Source organism: Furfurilactobacillus curtus, from assembly GCF_045862785.1.
Classification (GTDB): Bacteria; Bacillota; Bacilli; order Lactobacillales; family Lactobacillaceae; genus Furfurilactobacillus; species Furfurilactobacillus curtus.
The window spans coordinates 506664-526492 of record NZ_BQXO01000001.1; the positions used below are offsets into that span (position 1 = coordinate 506664).

Annotated in this window: 17 protein-coding genes and 1 other annotated feature; of the genes, 3 read left to right on the plus strand and 14 right to left on the minus strand. The window is 41.0% G+C overall.

All coding sequences use genetic code 11. The features are described 5' to 3' along the window. Position 1: 1 nt before the first annotated feature. The 3 genes from tyrP to tyrS all read right to left on the minus strand — a co-directional run bounded on the left by tyrP (position 2) and on the right by tyrS (position 4862). Positions 2-1423 (minus strand): tyrosine-tyramine antiporter, encoded by a 1422-nt coding sequence (gene tyrP / locus ACKTR2_RS02625; RefSeq protein WP_407882474.1) that lies wholly within the window; start codon positions 1421-1423, stop codon positions 2-4. 43 nt (positions 1424-1466) lie between these two features. Further along, a complete protein-coding gene (gene tdc / locus ACKTR2_RS02630) occupies positions 1467-3326 on the minus strand; it encodes a tyrosine decarboxylase (RefSeq protein ID WP_407882475.1) in 1860 nt (619 codons plus the stop codon). A gap of 279 nt (positions 3327-3605) precedes the next feature. Beyond that, positions 3606-4862 carry a tyrosine--tRNA ligase gene (gene tyrS / locus ACKTR2_RS02635; protein ID WP_407882476.1) on the minus strand — a complete coding sequence of 419 codons (1257 nt, stop codon included), beginning with the start codon at positions 4860-4862 and terminating at the stop codon, positions 3606-3608. Positions 4863-4910: 48 nt separating this feature from the next. Beyond that, positions 4911-5096: a binding site (T-box leader), on the minus strand. Between the two features lie 374 nt (positions 5097-5470). Between tyrS and ACKTR2_RS02640 the strand changes: the two genes are divergently transcribed. Together ACKTR2_RS02640 and ACKTR2_RS02645 are read left to right on the plus strand one after the other, a co-directional pair. Beyond that, positions 5471-5755, plus strand: a complete 285-nt coding sequence (locus ACKTR2_RS02640) for a hypothetical protein (protein ID WP_407882477.1) — start codon at positions 5471-5473, stop codon at positions 5753-5755. 107 nt (positions 5756-5862) lie between these two features. Continuing rightward, positions 5863-6108, plus strand: coding sequence for a helix-turn-helix domain-containing protein (locus ACKTR2_RS02645; RefSeq protein WP_407882478.1), 246 nt, complete (start codon positions 5863-5865; stop codon positions 6106-6108). A 195-nt stretch (positions 6109-6303) separates the two neighbouring features. Here ACKTR2_RS02645 and ACKTR2_RS02650 read toward each other — a convergent pair whose 3' ends face one another. From ACKTR2_RS02650 to ACKTR2_RS02665, 4 genes are read right to left on the minus strand one after another with little or no spacing between them, the layout of a single operon-like run. Then, positions 6304-6810, minus strand: a complete 507-nt coding sequence (locus ACKTR2_RS02650; RefSeq protein ID WP_407882479.1) for an ECF transporter S component — start codon at positions 6808-6810, stop codon at positions 6304-6306. Between the two features lie 12 nt (positions 6811-6822). Continuing rightward, positions 6823-7395 (minus strand): TIGR01440 family protein, encoded by a 573-nt coding sequence (locus ACKTR2_RS02655; RefSeq protein ID WP_407882480.1) that lies wholly within the window; start codon positions 7393-7395, stop codon positions 6823-6825. Position 7396: 1 nt separating this feature from the next. Next, on the minus strand, positions 7397-8260 hold the full coding sequence (locus ACKTR2_RS02660; RefSeq protein ID WP_407882481.1) for a bifunctional hydroxymethylpyrimidine kinase/phosphomethylpyrimidine kinase: 864 nt from the start codon (positions 8258-8260) through the stop codon (positions 7397-7399). Between the two features lie 15 nt (positions 8261-8275). After that, complete coding sequence (locus ACKTR2_RS02665; protein WP_407882482.1) at positions 8276-9460, minus strand: MFS transporter; 1185 nt, start codon at positions 9458-9460, stop codon at positions 8276-8278. Positions 9461-9609: 149 nt separating this feature from the next. Here ACKTR2_RS02665 and ACKTR2_RS02670 point away from each other — a divergent pair, with 149 nt between their 5' ends. After that, positions 9610-10149: a hypothetical protein gene (locus ACKTR2_RS02670; protein ID WP_407882483.1), complete on the plus strand. Its 540-nt coding sequence runs from the start codon at positions 9610-9612 to the stop codon at positions 10147-10149. 60 nt (positions 10150-10209) lie between these two features. On the opposite strand, the gene thiD is transcribed toward ACKTR2_RS02670, so the two are convergent. The 7 genes from thiD to ACKTR2_RS02705 form a co-directional block, all read right to left on the minus strand. After that, on the minus strand, positions 10210-11013 hold the full coding sequence (thiD, locus tag ACKTR2_RS02675; RefSeq protein WP_407882484.1) for a bifunctional hydroxymethylpyrimidine kinase/phosphomethylpyrimidine kinase: 804 nt from the start codon (positions 11011-11013) through the stop codon (positions 10210-10212). A gap of 118 nt (positions 11014-11131) precedes the next feature. Next, the gene (potE, locus tag ACKTR2_RS02680) at positions 11132-12442 is read right to left on the minus strand and encodes a putrescine-ornithine antiporter (protein ID WP_407882485.1); all 1311 of its coding nucleotides are present in this window, start codon (positions 12440-12442) and stop codon (positions 11132-11134) included. Between the two features lie 66 nt (positions 12443-12508). Continuing rightward, the gene (speC, locus tag ACKTR2_RS02685) at positions 12509-14686 is read right to left on the minus strand and encodes an ornithine decarboxylase (RefSeq protein ID WP_407882486.1); all 2178 of its coding nucleotides are present in this window, start codon (positions 14684-14686) and stop codon (positions 12509-12511) included. Positions 14687-14953: 267 nt separating this feature from the next. Beyond that, on the minus strand, positions 14954-15943 hold the full coding sequence (locus ACKTR2_RS02690; protein ID WP_407882487.1) for a LacI family DNA-binding transcriptional regulator: 990 nt from the start codon (positions 15941-15943) through the stop codon (positions 14954-14956). Positions 15944-16310: 367 nt separating this feature from the next. Then, entirely contained in the window at positions 16311-17450 is a 1140-nt protein-coding gene (locus ACKTR2_RS02695) for a glycerate kinase family protein (protein WP_407882579.1), read from the minus strand. A 61-nt stretch (positions 17451-17511) separates the two neighbouring features. Continuing rightward, positions 17512-18828: a GntP family permease gene (locus tag ACKTR2_RS02700; RefSeq protein ID WP_407882488.1), complete on the minus strand. Its 1317-nt coding sequence runs from the start codon at positions 18826-18828 to the stop codon at positions 17512-17514. A 164-nt stretch (positions 18829-18992) separates the two neighbouring features. Beyond that, on the minus strand, positions 18993-19667 hold the full coding sequence (locus ACKTR2_RS02705) for a hypothetical protein (RefSeq protein WP_407882489.1): 675 nt from the start codon (positions 19665-19667) through the stop codon (positions 18993-18995). Between the last annotated feature and the right edge of the window lie 162 nt (positions 19668-19829).

Sequence of the window (19829 nt, forward strand, 5' to 3'; positions counted from 1 at the left end):
ACTACTTATTTTTTTGCAGATCGGCTTGAACTTGCGTCAACCACTTGTCACTCTTGTGGCTAAAAATTATAAGTGGTGCGACAAATAGAATAATCGTAATGAGTACTACGAAAATGGCTTGCGTTAAATCACTAGCGATCAACGTCGCAATAATAATGACAGCAATTCCAAAAATCAGTAACGTTGCCCACAAATAAGCGACGAAATTACCTTGATGTCCGAGTCGATAAGGTCGCGGTGCGTCTGGTTGCTTTTGTCGCAAACGAATAATTGAAATAGCAATCAATACATAAACTAACGCGTAAATGACCGTCGTTGCATTTGTTAGCGTTAAGAAGACTCCGTTGACATTTTTCATGACCCCATATAATAAGGCAAATAATGAAATCATGATGCTTTGCGTCAATACCACATTTTTCGAAACATCGTATTGGTTAACTTTATGATAGCCAAAGGATGCCGGTAATTGCCCTTCTCGGGCAACTTGTGTCATGGTTTTTGACGGCCCAGTCACCCAAGCTGATAGTTGAATCAAAACCCCAATTACCACCATAAAACTGAAGATGTTGGCAATAATGGTCGGCCAACCTAAAATTTTGCACCAAAGTAAAATAGGTTGAGTGATATTAGACAATTGAATTTTTCCGTTTGGCACTACATTAGCGACTAACATCCCATTTAGAATGTTCATCAAAACCAGTCCGATTAGAGCAATGAAAATTCCTCTAGTATAGGTCTTTTCTGCCTTATGAAGCCGGGGAATGAAGACCGAAGAAATTTCAATTCCAGTGTAGATGAACGAAATTGCGGCAAAATATTGAAGCGTCTGCATGTTTGAAAGACTTGGCATCAACTTCGACCAGCTGAATGTACCTAAATAACTTCCCGGATTAACACCCGTCTTAATCAGCGCAGCAATTCCCATCACCAGCATAATCACAATCGGAATATACACGCCAAGCCAGACTCCGATATTCCCACCTACCTTAGCCATATCGAACTTGAGGTTAAGAAAAGTAATAATCCAATAAAAGATCAAAATGTTGGCTAAAATAAACCAGTGATTATTTCCTAAAGCTACATTACCAATAGTATTTCCCCACAATGGACCAATAGTAGAAGCCACCATCACCATACCAGGGAACATTTGAACCCAGAGAAGCCAAGCAGTAGTAAAGCCCCATTTTTCGCCAAGTCCTGTTTTTACCCAGAGTTGCGGTCCACCTTCTTCTTGCATCATCGTTCCAAGTTCCCCTGAAATTAATGCAACCGGTAAGGCGAAGAATACGACTGCGAAAATCATGTATGTGATCTGTGTCCATCCAGTCGCTGCCACTGACGGGATGCTTCGTACCGTTGCACACAACGCCATAGTCATCCCAATGAATGTTGTGAGCCCAATTTTAGACGCCTGTTTTTCCATTTTTAAAAAATCCCCTTTTAAAAGTTTTTGAAACGACTAGCGTCTATTTTTCAAAAATGGCTGCCAGGTCTTGCTGAATTGCTGCTTTAATTTTTGGTGCGAAATAGGCAAAGTTTTCGGCACGATTCATATAAGGTGTCATGACGGAAGCTCGAATAATTGTTACTTTTTGTACCCTCTGCCATTCTGCTTCTGAGATACCGAGGCTTTGAACAAAATGTAGTGGACTATCACCATAGTCAGCTTGGGAAAAGTCAGTATGGGAAACAATGTATTCTTTTCCATAGAGACTTCCCTTGACATAAGAAGCCTGATCGTACAAATCGTGATTCAACTGATTAATCTCGTCTAAATTGGTGTTGCCCTTTTCTGTAATGACGTAATCCACCATGTTAAAATCAGGATCTGTCAATGGATGTACCTGAATTGTATGTTGCCCAACCTTAAATTCGAGTTGACCTAAAAAGTCATAATAACGTCGTGCTCCTTCCATCGACGCACCAATCAGCTTGCCATATCCAGAAACGTTCAGTGGGAGCACGTGATGGGCAGCCCACACCGCAGCTGCAGTTGCCCCAGCTTTAGAGCCTTCTAGAATATAGGCACCAAGTAATGCCGGAATATCTGCACCCTTTTCAAATACATAAGTAGCAAAATAAGAAATCGTATCTCGCATTCTGATATCTTTGATGGCAATCCCACCAGCGGCATAAGGAACATATCCCATTTTGTGAGGATCAATAGTAATCGATTCGGCTTCATCAAATGCTTTATAGGCGTCATAAACCTCTTTTTTGATGAATGACTTCTTTTCAGTGAAAACACCGTATTCTTGATGCTTTTGTTGTAGTTGATCAAAGGGAATGAAATGATTGTTTTCATCTAGGAAAATTGCGCGAGCATAACCGCCATATGCGGCATCAACATGTAGATAAAAATAAAGCCCTTTTTCCATTAACTCTTCTCGCAGCTTAACAATTTGGTCAATATTGTCGACGGCACCTTCTTCAGTGGATCCGGCAACACCTACCACCCCTAAAATTGGCGTTTTCTCTGCCGCCAATTTAGTAATAATTTGCTTTAACGCCGCAACATTCATCCGATAATGATCGTCAACAGGGACAGGGACGACTTGATCCAAGCCAATCCCAATAATGTCAGCAGCCTTTAGCCAAGAATAATGTTTCGTTTGAGGCACCAACCATTTACCTAACTCATGCAAATGTTCGCCACTTCTAGCCGATTTGTTTTTTATGGCATCCAGCTTATCGCCTGCTTTTTCTAGTAAATCCATAATTGTTTCAGTAGGTAAATTCAGTAATTCCCAATCTGATTTTCCAGCCACTAACTCCGGTGTGACCTCTTTCATGGCTAATGGCAGTGACTTAATATTTCGTGCATACCAAAGGCCTTCCAAATTTGCCAAAGATCCATCCGCTACAATGTGGCCCCAACCTTGTTGATAACCCATTAACGTGGCAAATTCGTGACCAACTTCCTCTTCCATTTGTGAAGTCGCTGGTGAGGACTCATACGCCACATTATTACCATTCCAGAGCATGGCGTAGTTATACGCTAAAATGGCTGGCATTAATGTTTCTGAATTCATATGTCCCCAATAACGTCCAGCAGAATGCCATGGTACTGACTCTGTCCGAATTCGTTGCGACAACTCATTTAAAACGTCTTTCATATGGTTAACTGTCGCGCCAAAGTTGTCACTAGATTGTTGTTCAGGCGTAATCATTGCTTTATCCTGTGGCAAGTAATTTTCACGCCACCCGAGATGCTCATCAACTAGTTCGTTCAATAAATCTTTATAGAGTTGACCATTTTCCGCCTTATCTCCAATAAACAAAGCATCAAGATCCAAATCTTTTGAAAAGGGTTTAAGATCATTCATTTTCAAAGCTTCTTTCAATTTATTTGAAGCACGCGTGTTCCTTCGCAAGTAATATATTCCCTCGAAAACGTCCCTGTAAAGGGTATTATGAACACGCTTTCACAAATTAAAAATGTATGAGCCTTGATTTAACAATGTTTTTGTTTCCTCAGGTGAGCAATCTCACCCGTTATCGGGTATAGCGGATTGATTAAGATCATAAGAAAAAGCCGCTAATTTAATTCAAAAATAATTAGCGGCTTTTGTATACGAACTCATGTTCGATTTTCTAATTCTGTTCTAATTTATGACTTTGGCTAAGAAGTAATTCCGTTTTCCTCGACGAATAATCATGAACTTCCCCGAAAAATTCTCTTGCGGATTAATAACTTCGTTAATATTGGTTAAGCGATCCCCATTAATTGTTATAGCTCCCGCCGCTACATCCTCGCGTGCCTGACGTTTTGACGGTTCAACAGCAGTCGACGCAAGCAAATCAACAATATTTTGATTTGTCCCGCTAACTTCAACATGTGGCACCTTTTCAAAGGCTTCCTGAACTTCTGCAACGCTAAGATCTTTAACATTACCTGTAAAAAGAATATCTGAAATCTTTTCTGCTTGATCTAGTGCCTCTTGACCATGAACGAATCGAGTGACCTCCTCTGCCAGCCGACGCTGTGCTTGCCGTAGCTCAGGATGCAGCTTAACTTGCTTATCAAGATTATCAATTTCATCTTTAGCTAAAAAGGTAAAGAACTTCAGATACTTAATGACATCACGATCGTCTTGATTTAACCAAAATTGGTAAAATTCGTAAGGTGACGTCTTTTTACTATCCAGCCAAATCGCCCCACCAGCTGTTTTACCAAATTTAGTTCCATCGGCTTTCAACATCAACGGGATCGTCAACCCGTATACTGGTTCATTAGCGTCCATAACCTTGTGAATCATATCAATACCAGCTGTGATATTCCCCCATTGATCTGCGCCACCAATTTGTAACTGAATACCATAGTCCCGATGAAGTGTTAAAAAGTCAATCGACTGCAAAATTTGGTAAGTAAATTCTGTAAATGAAATCCCTACCTCGAGTCGGCTTGCAACAATATCTTTTGCTAACATGGTGTTAACATTAACCACTTTACCGTAATCTCGTAAGAAGTCTAAGAGAGAAAGCTTAGATAACCAGCTATAGTTGTTAACCATCGTGACATTGGCATCGCCGCCAAACAAACGCTTCATCTGAGAACTCAACGCCTCAACATTATGGTTAACCTGTTCCATCGTTTGTAACTGCCGTTCTGAGTTACGACCACTGGGATCACCGATACTACCGGTACCTCCACCAATCAAAATATATGGATGATGGCCAGCTAATTCAAAGCGCTTCATCATCATAAAGGGAATCAAATGTCCAATGTGCATACTGTCGCCAGTTGGATCAACACCGCAGTACAAAGCGATTTTATGCTGATCAACGAGCTCACGTAAACCTTCAGCATCCGTCTGCTGATTAATTGCGTCCCGCCATGTTAATTCGTCAATAATATTCATTGTCGACCTTCCTTTCTTTCCGCACAAAAAAATCGTCCCTAAGAATTTCTTAGGGACGATTAACCGCGGTACCACCCGAATTACACATAATGTGTCACTTGATTAACTGATAACGCGGCTAAAGCGTGTTCTCTGACAGCGTTGAATGTAATTCGATTCACATCACTTTACCGCTTTCCACCAACCGCGGCTCTCTTAAAAAATGATGGCAAATCTACTTTGATCAACTAAAAACATTTTATATTAAATCTCTTTCGAAGCCTACAATACGGCATTAAAACTGATTTAGTCAACGTATTTACAGATTATATTTAAATTAGAAGTATGAATTGTTTTACGAACTTTTCCATGTACTCATATACATGTTGGTATGAATCGCTTTTAGACAAGGAGCAACTTTCAATTAGCGCGTGTAAAAGAACAGCAAGCTTGATTAATGTGATTTTATTTAATCTTTGAATTGGAAAACCGATAAACATTAAAATCAAATTAGATTATCGAACGAAATTAACATTAATTTTAAAAACTAGTTCTGTTAAATTAACAGAGAGAATAATATGAAAATCGAATTGTAAGGCCTCTTTTTTCATACTTTGGGAGAAATTAACATGAAATCGAATAATTCAAATCGAAACTTAGCTAAAATAAACTCTGATATAAATGGCCAGCATAAGTCAGAAGGTCAATTTCCCCATTCGAACTATCGCCATGTCCACTGGCAATTAATCCTTAGCCTCGTGTTCTTATCTCCATTGATTAGGCCACTGATCACTTTTCACTATTCAGCCATGCCTCTTTTGGCAGCCGCAATTATTTTCGCTGGATTAGTTAGTATCTGTGTCGGAATTTGGAAATTAGCTGGGGAATTAATCAATGCTTTCAACATGAGTTAGTCAACTTGACTAGCCTAGCTATTTTTTTATGTCTTCCCCTTTGCCCCTCTTTCAAACCGTAACTCACACTTGATCAAATTAATAAACAAACTAATTAGGAGTAAAACATGATTAACCTTAACGATCGCGACATTATGTCCTCTAGTGAAGCTGCCAGACGATGGCAAAAATCCGACGATTACGTACGCCAAGTGTTCAGAAAAAACCCGGAGCGGTTTCCAATCGGTACCATTCGAAAATTCGGCAAGCAGCTGGTTGTAACCAGACATGGCATAGAAATAGTCACAGGCGAGACGGAACCAGAGGCAAGAAAAAATGCTGCAAGCACATCTACAAATGCAATTGATAGATGAAAACAATTAACGAATCAATTCAACTTGTCTGAATTCGTTCGCCCAATCAATCATCGAAATTCAACGAAAAAGTTTTTATTTCAAAAAAACAACCGCTATTCTGACATTTATTAAATGCCAAAATAGCGGTTGTTTTAAATACCTCTTAACAAAGTACGCCGACTTAAAGTTTAAAATATAGCTCAATAGATCCCTCTATTTAGCCAAATACGGCTGAACCCTTGGAGTGACAAGCCAAGCCACAACACCGCCAACGACGGCTTGAATCGGATTAGTTGCTAGGCCGACGAGACCCACTGCAGGCCCATATAACAAGGAATCCGCTAAGAAATAACCTGCCACCATAACAACACCGCCAATTCCTAAGGCTAGCCACCGAGCCATCGTTCCAGACAAGCGTTGCGAAAGATAGCCAACTAAGAATCCTTCCAGCCCATGAATGATTAGCGAGAAGAACATGTACTGTGCATAACCTGAAAGTAAATCAAGTAAAAAACCACTAAGCGCACCAACGGTCCCCCCTACTTTGGGTCCAAGTGCTAAAGCAGCGATGAAGATTCCGGCATCACAAAGATTGATATTCCCGTGTGTCATCGGTACGGGAATGATGAAAAGTCGACTAATCACTACCGTAACTGCAACTAACATCGCTGTGAGCATTAATTTTTGTAGTTGCCCTCGATTAGGCGATTGATTTCCCATCACGATTCCTCACTAACGAATATCTTCTAAATTCTTATCCGTAAATTCATATTGAGCACGTTGACCACCAATCAACTTTGGTCGGGAACGTAGCGCAACAACGCGGGCCTCCCCAACATCGCGATGTTGTAATCGAACCGGAATTTGGACAAACTTCACATGCATCCCAATATCGGTACCACCGATGTCAATGCCGCCAGCCGCGGTAATATGTTCCACTTCAACCGGATCCTCAAATTGTTGATACCCGGCCACTTGTGTACCACCACCAGCATGAATTGCGGGAACAACTGACACAATTTCTAGATTATTTTGGTCGGCAACCTCACGTTCCAATAACAAAGCGCGGTTAATGTGTTCACAGCCTTGAATTGCCAAATGCAAATGACGCGGAATAAGAAATTCTTGCAAGGTTTGGACAATCACTTGGCCAATTTCTAAGCTAGAATTAGTTCCTTTCCATTCACCACGAATTTCACTCGTACTACAACCAACAACGAAGATACTCTCTGGTCGCAATGTGACATTTTCAAAATACTCGTTCAATGTTGCCCTCAAATCTTGTCGAACCTGTTCCAAATCCATTTTATTGCCTCCCGGCTGATCGCCGAATAATTTCGTCCAACGCTGTTGTGAACTTTAATCCAAATTTTCGCCATTCGCGAGGAAGTTGACTTGTCTCATTAATCGCCATCAATGTGATATCAACCGCCTGTTGGACCGCTTCAGTAAATTCAATAGATCGACTTAGTTCGCCACTTAATGTAGCAGCAAAAAAATCGCCTGCTCCGTAAAAATGACCAGCTATTTTGTGGTGACCGATAAAGCGGTACCCATCACTTGATACTGGATCCGTGAAAAAGACACCAATCTGGTCATCAAATTCAATACCAGTTACAACCACTTTAACGTCGTGTTGAAAACGAGTTTCCAGCATCTGAACAATTCGCGCTAATTCCTCAAAACTACTTTGAAAAGAAAGTTTCCGGTCAACTAGTTCCCCCAATTCAGTGACATTAGGAGTGATTACATCGGCTTTCTTCAATATAGGATCTAACAGCTTCGCATACCCTTTATCTAACCCAGGATATTGTTCGCCTTGATCAGCAAACACTGGATCAACAACGATCCGTGTTCCTTGAGCCAAATCAAGTATCTTGCTGGCAAACTCAATCGCAGCCTCGGAACCTAAGTAACCAATTTGGATCGTCTCAAAACTCATTAATTCCTCTTGAGACCAATGATTAACAACGTCATTCAACCAATTTGTCAGATCTAATTTTTTAGGTTTATCAAAGCCTTCGGTCTGAGTCGAAAGTAGCGTAACCGGCAATATGGCTGTCGTTAATCCGAAGGCAGCAGCAACGGGTAGCGCAGCGGCTGTAGAAATATTACCCAATAAGGAAAAGTCCTGAATGATGAGTGTTGTGGCTGGTAACGATTGTGGCATTTCCCCACCTCAATATTATTTTATGAAACCATTTTGTGAGTGCCGCTTTGTTCGAATTTCTATAAGAACAAATGCGGATACTAATATCACTTCGGCAAAAACAAATAAGTTCTTGTAACCACTTCGCTCAATGATCATGCCACCAATGGCCGGGCCACTTGCTTTACCAAGTGAAGAAAAAACATTTACTAATCCCTGATTACGGCCTTTATTTACCAATGCTGTGTATTCATCAACGACAACGGGGGCAGCTGGAACAAAAAGCGCCTCCCCAATTGTTAACAGAGTCATTGATATAATAATTAGTGACTCTGATTTACCTAGTAGCAATACCAAGAAAGATAAACAAAGAAAGGTTACTCCAAATTCAGCTTGGCTTAGCGTTTTTTTGAATACTTTTGGAAATTTTAGTAACAGAGTCTGCACTAGAATAATGCCAATACCATTTACAATCCACAATTGGCTGTAAAAACTTGTTGTTAGCCCGATTGTTAGAAAATATACAGAAAAGTTTGACATCCATTGGGAGTAGCTCAACCAAATTGCAAACAAACTGATCATCATCCTAATTACAATGTGACTATTGTGCTCCCGATGGAGGTCCTCAACTGGTGCAGTCACTATTGCCTCATGTTCCACATTCTCAAATCTTACGGGTAAAAATAATGATGCTACTAGAATTAGCGTCACTACAAACATCAAAATGACACTCATCAATAAGACCAGACCATGTCCATGATAAAGGGCGCCAAGAGCACCGGCTCCGACAACTAGACCAACGTTCACTCCTAAATACAGAAGATTGAAATCACGTTTTGAATTCTTATCATGGTCCATGTAACTTACTAAAGCATATTGTACCGTCAATACCCACCCAGTTGTAAAACCAAATGGCATTAAAAATACGATATAACCAATCGCGCCACGCCACATTAACCCAATAAATACGGATCCAGTCAGGCCCAGCAGACCAAGCATCAAAACAATGAATGGATTTTTACGATCAAATAATCGGCCAGCAATTGCAGACCCCAACGCATTCAAACACGAATAAACCAGCAACACTATGCCAACAACTGACAGCTTAAGCTTAAATTCACCGGTCAAGTACACAGTACTTAAAGGCCACACCATACAATAGATTGTATTAACAAGAAACGCCATTATTACAATTCGATTGATGCTCAATGTGCGGCCCATATAATTCCATCCCCTTTGAAATAAAGTAAAAAACTAGTAAAAAAAGCCACTTTTTCGCGTTCATTGTTTTACAATAAAGATACTAAATTAATGAAAGGGCTTTCTTAATCATGAATCTTTGGCAATCACTACGCGTCCAGTCACAACGATTGGATCAAAATCAAATAATCACAATTTCCGGAATACCAACCGGTTTGACGGCAAACTCACTTAAAGAAATTATTCCGTTTAATCAATTTCCTTCAGCAGAAGACTTAGCTTCAGCAAATGAAAATAGCTTTAACGAATTAATTACCAACTTTTTAGCAACATCGTTAGATTATCCCTTCTCCTTCGAACAAATATTGGCCGGAGTAAAACTCATCATATCATTAGGCGGAACTCAACTATTTGCCGTTGATAAACATGAGGATTACGTTATCTTTTGGCCATACCTTCTAGGCCACTTCACGGTAACGCATCATTTTGATGAAGGCTTTTACTTCGCCATGATTAAGCAAAATCGTCAAGTTCTTATTCCAATTTCTCCTATGGCTATCCGCCTAGAAAATGGGCTGTTGATTCGTGATCAAGATCAATTAGACAGAGAGGTTAAGGAAAGATATATGCTAGGTTTTAACTTATATGCTATCGGTCTAGTTCGTTTCGAGGAATTCCAAATCTTAAATCAATTAAGCTATGCCCCATAGAACAGTTAGCGAGCTTGTAAATTTTAGAGAAAGTGCCGCACAATCAATGTGCGGCACTTTCTAGTTCCAGAAGTTTAACGAAGAAACGTTTTCGGCTGGATGAATAGGATTCACCAGCAATTTTGAGGAAAACTCTTTCGCACTTCTTATAGCCATCTCTACTTTAACCTGTTGAGCCAATTTTGCTGTGATACAAGCAGATAAGGCATCAAATTGACTCAAAGACCGAGTATATTTTTGAGCTTTCCCTTCATCTGTCAGCCAAAAGTCGTCCCCGTTTGCGAGCAAAACATAATCCCTAGCCGGCTCGCCTTTTACTCCCGGAAGGTCTCCATGGATAAATACATTTTGAACCCCAATTCCACGAAGCTCATTAGCCGCATGAATCACATCGTCATCATTTAAAATTGTAAAATTAACTAAACTTTCGGCCTCAGTTACGTCTACGGTTATCACATCAGCCAGTGGAAGTAACGCTTTGATATACGTCGAAAAAGCAGCCTCCGATAAAAGTGGTTTTCCCGAATCAGAAAACAATACCGGATCCAACACAACCACTCCTAAACTCTGATTACGACAAGCTTGAACGACCGCCGTGATTAGTTCAATATTCGGTAAATAGCCAATTTTACAACTCGGTACATCAAACTCATTCAATATTGTACCAAACTGGCGATTGACAGGCGTCGAACTAATAGCCAATTCATGTTGGTTGATAGAAAAATCATTACCTAAAATTGCTGTCAAAACAGATATTCCATACACTTTAAGGACGTTAAACGTGTTTAGGTCCACTTGTGCGTATCGATTTCCTGTCGAATACAGCGCGGAAATTGTCAGTGCTGTGGGAAAACTACTGTCCATATTCTCACCTTCGTCTACAAAGACTGCCGCTTTTTAACATAGCATTGTAAAACGCAAAGAGAATGAGCCGGAAGTATGCTCCTTCCAACGACCCATTCTACATGCTGTTAATTTCAAACTAAGCTTTTTTTAGATCATATTTATTTGAGACAAATCCGTACAACGTCCATCCTGCAAACGTTACAAGTGCACCATATGCAAGTTCTGTAGCGCCGACCGCGTACAATGCATACAAACTGTAGATCGATGCAACTGTAGCAACGATGTTTGTTGTGCGCCGGGCAGACGCCGTAACTTTGGCGTCCAATTGCATTGTTTTAAGCGCTCCCATTGATAACAAGTATGGAATAACATTAGTCACCACCGCCAAATTAACTAAAACTGTAAATTGCTTTGACAAAGAAGGGCTAATTGTCATCAAAGCTAACAATGACTGAAGAATAGTAATAATAACCATTCCGGCTACAGGTGTGCCATTTGCAATAGTCTTCCCAAATACTTTCGGAAAGTAACCTTCATGTGCAGAACTGCGGAATACTTCAGCAATCGTGAACTGCCAACCAAGTAATGATCCAAAACAAGACAGAATCATTAGTCCCATAACGACGTTCCCGATAGCCGGGGTAAACATCTGACTGAAGGCAACACCAAATGGTGCATTCGAATGAGCCAAAGTTGAATTCGGTACAATTCCTTGCATAACGTTTGTCGAAACAATGTACATTATCGCCGCACCGATTGTGCCTCCGAGGACAGCGATTGGGACATTCTTCTTTGGATTTTCAACCGAATCCATATTGGCGGAAGCGGATTCCAACCCTAAAAAGGCCCATAAAGTAATGGAAATTGATTTGCTAATTCCATCAAAGAATCCAAGATTGTGTGGATTCCATGAAGTCGCATACATGTGACCACTAAAGAAGAACCATCCAGCTAATGAAATGACAACAACAGGAATAATGACGCCCCAAACCGTGAACGTACTGATTTGCCCAGTAATTCTTGCGCCACCAAAATTCATTACCGTTGCCAGCCAAAGGGTGAAGATTGTTGCCAAGGCCACTTCAACAGGCGTGAAATGCAAATGGAATAATACAACGAAATAGCCAACCGCCGAAATGGCAATGGCTGCGTTAGCAATAACTAACGACACACCATAGGTATAATTTGCCATGAAGGATCCTGCCTTACCATAAGAGTACTCGGCATATCCTCCCATCCCACCTGAATTTCTAGTATACATACCCGCTCGTGAGAAAGCATATGCCAAACACATAGCTCCACCAGCTGTAACTACCCAAGATAGAATCGACATTGTACCAACTTGTGCTAAGTTAGTCGGTAACATTATGATTCCTGATCCCATCATATTAATGGCCGTGATGATTGTAAGTTGAATCACGCTCATCTTTTTCTTTTCTTGTGCCATGTTTTTACCCCTATCCTAATTTAAAGAAAAAACGTGGTGGACAGTTGTTCACCACGTCAAATGCGACTAGTCCTCTTCTTTTGCGGCTTCTGCATCGTAAACGTAACCGTAAGCATTGACATGTCCATTTTCATTTTCGAAGTAAACACCTTGAATTTCTGGAGCAAATCCAGGGAATCTATTAATTCCTTCTTCCAAAATCAAGAAGTAGGTCTGGGCAACTTTACTCCATTTTTCCCCAGGGACAACACAGAAAACACCAGGTGGATATGGAAGTGCACCTTCAAGTGCAATTTCGCCCTCAATATCCTTAAGCGGAACAAGTTTGGCATTATTGTGTAGCAATTCAACGTTTGCATCATATGGCGTCATCGCTTGTTCAGGGAAGTAATCTGCTAAGAACATTTCTTTTTGATATTCTTTAGCATTATTACCTTTATAAAAGTCATGCAATTCTTGGCAAAGTTGACGAATTGTGTAACCCGCATAGCGTTCTTTATGCTGGGCATACAAGTTTGGCAGCACTTGTTCCAACGGTGCATCGGCTTTAATTTCGGCTTCAAACTTAACAATCTGTGAAACCAGGTTGTTCATCTTTGCGGGTGTTTCCGCAGGTGTCATTAAGAAGAGAATGGAATTTAAATCATTCTTTTCAGGAATAATCCCATGTTCCCGTAAGTAGTTAGCTAAAATAGTCGCTGGAACACCAAAGTCTTCGTATTCTCCAGTTTGGACATTAATACCTGGAGTAGTTAACAGGAACTTATTTGGATCAACAAAGTATTGGTTGTTTTCATAACCATCAAATGCATGCCACTTGGCCCCCTTTTCAAATCGCCAATAATCAATGTTGTTGACAATTTCTTCTGTATCAGCATCTTCCCAGTTTTTACCGTTTACTACTGGAGGAACAAACGGACGAATCATTGTTGCATTCTTCATTAAGTTCTTACGAGCATCAACTGAAGTTACTAGAGCATCATGCCAAAGTTTTTTACCTGCTTCGCCCTCTTGCATTCGAGCATTGACATCCAATGTGGCAAACAGTGGATAGAATGGTGACGTTGAAGCATATTGCATGTACGCATTATTAAATCGTTTATGATCGATGTAACGCTTTTGACCTTTAATATGTGCATCTTTTTTGTGAATTTGCGAGGCTTGTGAAAAGCCAGCCTGTTGCTTATGAGTCGATTGAGTAACCAAAATACCAGGGTCATCTGGTTTCAGATCAAGTAATAATGGAGAAGAATCTCTCATCATTGGAATAAATTGCTCGTAACCAACCCACGCGGAATCGAATAAGATGTAATCACACAGATGACCAATTCTTTCAACAACCTGCTTAGCATTGTAAATTGTTCCATCATATGTTCCCAATTGAATAATTGCTAAACGGAATGGGCGCTTTTGTTTAGCCTTTTCAGGATCCACTTTTGCGGCTTGCTTACGAATATAATCCTCATCGAAATCGCGAGCATAAATCCCACCGATGAATCCATAAGGGTCACGAGACGTTTCAAGATAAACGGGGCGACCACCATCTTTAACCAACGCAGCATTGTAGACTGATTTATGGTTATTCCGATCGAATAAAACAAGGTCTCCGGGGGCAATTGCCGCAGTAATTGCGATATTGTTTGAGGTAGTAGTACCATTCATAACAAAATAAGTCTTGTCGGCATTAAAGACCTGTGCAGCATGCTTTTCAGCATCCATTGCTGGGCCCTCATGAATTAACAAATCACCTAAATCAACATCGGCATTACAGATATCAGCGCGGAAGACATTTTCCCCAAAGAAATCATAAAACTGCCGTCCTGCTGGATGCTTACGGAAGTACTGCCCACCTTGATGTCCAGGACAATCAAATTGAATATTTCCACGTTCAACATAGGCTTTCAACGCCTTGAAGAATGGAGGTAATACACCATCTTCATATTTCGCGGCAGCAGCTTCAATTTCACGGTTATAAAGACGGTGATCATACTGATTATTAAGATCAATAATATGGTAAATCTCAGCCATCATTGAACCATCAATTTTTGAGCTATCCGCGGTGATAACAAAGACTGGAACCCCAAACTTTGTCTCATTCGCTGCCCGGACTATGTCATTGTCAGTATCCATGACAACAACAGCAGCTACATCCACGAAATCGGTATTTTTTGCTGAAACGACTTCTCTTTCAGTTTCAAAAAGCTGTGAAGCCTCTTCGGTGGACGCAATCTTTAATTCGTTCATGTCGTACCTCCTAGAAAGAAATAAGTTTGCTAGTAAACTACTAGTAAAAATTGCTACAACTCATTTTTACCACCTTGTATTTTTATTTACAAGCAAAAAATGAAACCGCTTTCCTTTACCTTTTTTTTACAAGAAAAATAATGGTGTAACTCGTTGATAACCAAGGAGTTACACCATTATTATAAAACGCTAAATATTCTCAAAAAATGCCTTTTACTTGAACTTTACCCGTGGCTTTAAAAAAGAATTATGCTCAAATGTTTCTACTTAAATATGTTTGATGCTCCCACGCTTCTTCAAGACAACTTCAAAAAGTTTCTTTGTCAGCTTTCCCGACGAGTCCTTCGTAAATAACCTATCAACTAAATGAGCTCCCATTTCTTGAATCGGTTGATGAACCGTCGAGAGCTCGGGCTGTACATAGCGAGTAATCTCAATATCATCAAAACCTAAAATTGAAATATCCTCTGGTACCCGCTTCCCATGAGCGAGCAACCCACGATTTAGACCAATCGCTAATTCATCTGAGAAAGCGAAGACGGCTGTGACGCCACTATCAATAACCTGTTTTGCTGCATTAAATCCATCAACTTTTGAATCGTCAGGTTGCTCAATAAACAAGCGTGGATCTAGGTCCAGATGATATTCCTTTAATCCATTTGAAAATCCTGTGATGCGATGAAGTTTGCTTTCAGAATTGCCAGCCTTCATTAGCAAAGCAATTTGCCGATGCCCATTATCTAAAAGATACTCAGCCGCTTTGCTACCTGCATCCAATTCATTCACAGCAACTGGCGATTCATTATCTTGCTGGCGATCCATAACAACATTCGCCAGGCCTGTGTTTGCCAAAAGCGTTTGAACGAATGCCAAATCGACATTGTCCCCTACCACGATAATCGCATCAACGGGGCGCTCAGTTAATTCATGAATGTGATAGGCAATTTTTTCTGACTCATTGGAAAACTCAACGGAAAGTTCAGCATAGCGTTTAGCTAATTCCGACTGAACACCATGAATTAACTCCCGATAATATGGGTTATCAATACTTGGCACAATCATTCCAACAGTCACTTTTGATTCAAATGACTTATCATTGCCGGTATTGTAATATCCCAACTCTTTCTGTAATGCAAAAACTTTCTGTCTTGTCGCAGCACTAAAACGTTCACCTTTGCCGTTAAGAATCTGTGAAACGGTTGTTGGTGAAATGTTAGCTGCCGTGGCAATATCTGTAATTGTTATTTTTTTTGCCATTAGTCCATTCCAACTTTTACTATTTTTTTACTTGACGTTCACATCATACAGCTTGAAAACCGAATTAACAACTAGTTTGAGAAAGGATTGTACGCTTTGTTCACGCTTTCAAAAAACAATACTGCCCTGAGCTGTTATATTACATATTGAAACCTAATAGATTTACCAATCATTATCAAATAATACTTCAAAGTTATGCTTAAAATGGCTTATTTTCAAATTATTTAAACAACCACCTTTGTCGCCACATTTAGAACACAATCTAAATTCAGACCATTTATGAAGCAAACCATTACTAATCTTTTTACTTAAACATAAACTCACCGAAATCGAAAATTTCACATTGATTACACTATAAAATCCTCATTTATCTTTTTCTCCCCCACAGCCGCATCACATTCTCAGCAGTTCTCGCCAAGTTCTCTCTTACTTGTTCAATCGCAACCGGTAACGCTTCAACACCGGGTAAAATACCAAAGACAGCGTCAATACCAAGATCATATAGTTGATCGATTCCTTCACCAACGTTTCCAGCTAACGCCACCACAGTAATATTTGAATCGATTTCTTTGACCGCCTGGGCCGTTCCCATCGGGGTTTTACCATATTGCGTTTGAAAATCAATGCCACCTTCTCCAGTAAAGACAATATCCGCACCAGTCACTCGTTGTTTGAGGTGAGTCATTTCAAGGACAATTTCAACACCTCGTTCAAGGTTGGCATTAGTGAACGCTAACAAGCCAGCTCCTAAACCACCGGCTGCACCGGATCCTGGTGTTTGGTCTATGTTACGCCCGACATCTCGCTGAATTACTTTAGCGTAATGTTTTAAATTCGCATCCAAGATCGAAATCATATCCGGTGTAGCACCCTTTTGCGGTCCAAAAATGGCTGCTGATCCTATTTTACCTGTCAAGGGGTTAGTTACATCAGAAGCAATCCTAATTTGTGCTTTCGCTACCAGCGGGTCAATTCCGGACAAATCAATATGATCTAATTCAGAAAGTCCGCCTCCACCTCGAGGAATTGGATGATTATTAATATCTAAAAATTTCACACCAAGTGCTTCAGCCATCCCTGCACCACCATCCGTGGTTGCGCTGCCACCAATTCCTAAGATCAACTGCTGGCTACCATGGTGCAATGCATCTAACATTAACTGCCCGGTGCCATAGGTTGTCGTAATCAATGGATTTTTTGTATGCTCATCGACAAACTGAATACCACTAGCCGCCGCCATTTCAATAACGGCCGTTTTACTGTCTCCTAGCAACCCGTATCGAGCCGTCGTCTCCTGGCCAAGCGGACCTAGCACAGTAACATCTCTAAATTTTCCGCCCGTCGCATCTACCAATGACTGAACAGTTCCTTCGCCGCCATCAGCCATTGGGACTTTCTCAATCTCCACTTCAGGAAAAACCCGTTTTACGCCAACTTCAATTGCATCTGCGGCTTGCTGAGCCGTCGCACTTCCTTTAAATGAATCAGGTGCAATGACAATTTTCATCATAAACTCCTCTCAAAACTAAATTATGAATCACCAGCGATTAACGTTTTAGAAAAAATCATTACAGTAAAAAACCATACATAATGGTACCAACAATTGTCATCGTTAATCCAACAGCCGATTCATATGGAACCGACTTCATTCGAGCCTTTAAATCCATATTCATGGCATTTCCCGTAACGTGGAAATAATTCCCCTGAGGTAGATGATCAATCACAGTTGCCCCCGTATGAACCATCACAGCCGCCGCTAATGGAGCTGTGCCAAACGACAAAATTGCCTTCCCAAAAGAACCCGTGGCCAAAATAACCCCTGTTGAAGTTGAAGCTGTGGCAGCTGCCATCAAAATCCCAGCAATCGGTGCTAAGAAGGTTCCTGAAATACCTGACATTTTAATCAGGCTAACAATCGCAGCTGGTAACGTCGAGGCGGTAATCAAGCCACCGATAGCTCCAGCTCCAATCAAGATCAGGACGACATCCGTCATTCGATCCATTCCTGACTTCGTGTAAGCCAAAATATGCCGACCTTGTCCCATCGCAAACATGCCTAATAACCCGGCCAGTGGCAAAATATACATTGCATCCACTTGGAACTTTTGCAAAATTGCAATATGTGCAATGCTGCCGATTGGATTAATTAGTAACAAGATAACGGCGACCAATGGCGCCACAATCGCAGAACGAAAAGATGGTAGCTTACCTTCGTCAGAAATACTTGCCGTTCCAGAAACTTGATTAGCTTCAACGTCCGCCATGGTCGCTACTTCACCATGATTTCGCAGAACGGTTGCTAATAAAATCGCCATCGCCAATCCAAATAAAGCTGGGACAAAATCGGCCACCATGACATCACTAAGTTGCAAATGAAATCCACGTGCTGCTGCAATCGTATTCGGATTCGGAGAAATAATATTTCCCGCTTTTCCACCACCGGATAGTGCAACTAATAACGCCAACTTCGAAATTTTGAGCTTACTCCCCACCTCTAAAGCAATCGGAGCGACAATCAATACTGCAACCGGAATGAACACCCCCACTGCCGTAATAATCATTGTCGACAAAGCTAGCGAAACAATCGCCAGGCTTTCCCCCAGCTTATCAACAATTGTCCGTGCAATGGTGTTAGCAGCCCCGGACTCCATCATGACCCCAGCCAAGACACCAGCCGCCAAAACACGGACCACTGTGCCCATGACACTTTGGGTTCCTGCCACAACGATGTTGACCGTTTGAACAAGATTGGCACCACCGATGACCGCCCCAACAATCGTGCCAACCAACAATGCATATACCGCATTTAATTTTCTCAAAATCAAAAAAATGGCTAATGCTAAACCAATTAATGCACCAATCCAGCTTACCGTGACTCCTGACATTTTAATTCCTCCTCATTTACTATCGATAAAGTCATCGATAGCCTTAAAGTAAGCGCTTTCTTAAATAAACTAATTCTAGCATATCATTTCCCAAAATCGCGGTTATGTTACATAATAAAAAAGAAACCAGCGTCAATATGACGTCAGTTTCCATTCAAATCACGTTAATTTCCTTGAATAATCGGCAGACCTTGCTTCATCACCTTTGTTACATCCATCGGTTCAATTCCATTTCGCAGAATTGTATGCCACTGATCCCCTTTGGTCCGAACAACGTCATCCAGATAAAGTTCCATGTGCCAGCTTTCTGCAGCAAGTGAACGATAGCCAGCTCCTTGAATAAAGGTTTGTAAGCGTGTATTGGCCGTACCTAGATGAGATAAAATTCCGACGTTACCAATTTGTGCCTCTAACCCTTCGGAAAAATGCAACATTCGAATATCCCAAAGATACGACTGGTCAACGTCAGTAATTGCAAATTCTGCCGTTTGCAGGATTTCTTTAGTAATGAATTCCGGTTGACGAATCATCAATTGATAGCGCCACTGCGCATCCCGGCCAGGTGTGACCCGCTCCCACATTGCTTGTAGCGGGTAACGAACAAACGGCTGAAAGCCTTCTACTTCTAAGTTATTTTGCGGTCCAGCGGCTAAGTAATCTGCAACCCGATATAAGGCATCTGCTCGTGCAGTGAAGTCTCGGTTATTGGGGTCGGCCTTGCCAATCCCACTCAACACGATGTACTGACGAGTCGGCAAATCTACAATTGAGCCTTTTTCGGTGTCACGAGTATATTCACCACCTCGATCTGTTCGCCAGTCTAACTGTTCTTCATTCATCTAAATCACACTCCTCAAATTCAGCCTAGCATACTCACGGAAGAATGAAAACGCTTTCTTTAGTAATTGTTTCACCCTGAGATCGCTGCAACCACAGTCACATGCCATCATAAATTTGAACGACGCGTGCACTTACTCAAAGGTCGACTGACGTGCACATAA